This window comes from Erythrobacter donghaensis (genome assembly GCF_001557325.1).
GTDB classification, from domain to species: domain Bacteria; phylum Pseudomonadota; class Alphaproteobacteria; order Sphingomonadales; family Sphingomonadaceae; genus Erythrobacter; species Erythrobacter donghaensis_B.
In genome coordinates, this window is sequence record NZ_LSJS01000324.1 from 1 (window position 1) to 861 (window position 861).

Annotated in this window: 2 protein-coding genes; one reads left to right on the forward strand and one right to left on the reverse strand. The window is 70.2% G+C overall.

Annotation, left to right across the window (positions count from 1 at the left end; genetic code table 11):
* On the forward strand, positions 1-188 hold a 188-nt coding region (locus tag AX692_RS18535), incomplete at its 5' end, for a LysR substrate-binding domain-containing protein (protein ID WP_230961072.1).
* A 109-nt stretch (positions 189-297) separates the two neighbouring features.
* On the opposite strand, the gene AX692_RS20395 is transcribed toward AX692_RS18535, so the two are convergent.
* Positions 298-861: hypothetical protein (locus AX692_RS20395; protein ID WP_073978142.1), on the reverse strand; the 564-nt coding region annotated here is incomplete at its 5' end.

Here is an 861-nt window from a genome sequence, read left to right on the forward strand (position 1 = left end):
CCTCGGCGCTGGCGGGGATGGGCCGCACCATCCTGCCGCTGGCGCTGGCCGAGGCGGCGATCGCGCGCGGTAGCCTCACCGCGCTCACCGCGCCCGAGCCCGCCACCCGCGCCTATTGGCTGCTCGCCCCGCCGCCGCAATGGCGCAGCAAGAAGGTGCGGAGTCTTGTCGGTTTCCTCAGTTCCTGAGGCAACCTCTTGTTCCGCACGTCCTCCGGCGTGCGAAATCCTCGCTCATGCCGGCTTCGCCAGCGTCGCTGCGGGCGCGCTTGCGGCGCTGCGCGCCGTGCCAGCGCTTTCAGGGGAGGTCGACGGTCTCCTCCTCGTCCGGCCAGCGCCCGGTGATCTCGCGGTGAATGCGGTCCCATAGCCAGTGCCCGCGCTTCACCTTGCGCGCATCGACCATGTGGCGGCCGCGGTGCTGGATCACCCAGCAGATCATCCCGTTGGCGCTGCGGTTGTGCACGCCGTCCTGGATCGCCCGCTCCATCGCGCAGTCCATCAGCCGCAGTCGCCCCCACTCGAGCGCCTCGTCCCAGGCCCGCCGGAAATCCTCCGCGCCGGGCTTTTCGCGCAGCTTGTAGAGCGCCTCGATGCTCTTGCCGACCTTGACCGCCGCCTGCTTGACGATCCCGCTCATCGCCAGCTGGTAGATGAAGGCGCGCTGCACCTCGGGCAGGATCGCGTTCGAGCGCGGCTGCTTGTGGCAGTAGGGCAGGAAGTCGAGCAGCGGATCGTCATCCGGAATGAGCATCTCGGCGAAGGCCACCCGCGAGGTCGCCTGCCGCGGATGCTTGCGCTTGTTGACGAGCAGAGTGTCGCGCGGCGGCGGTGTTGGCGGCGGCGGGGGCGGAGCAGGGGA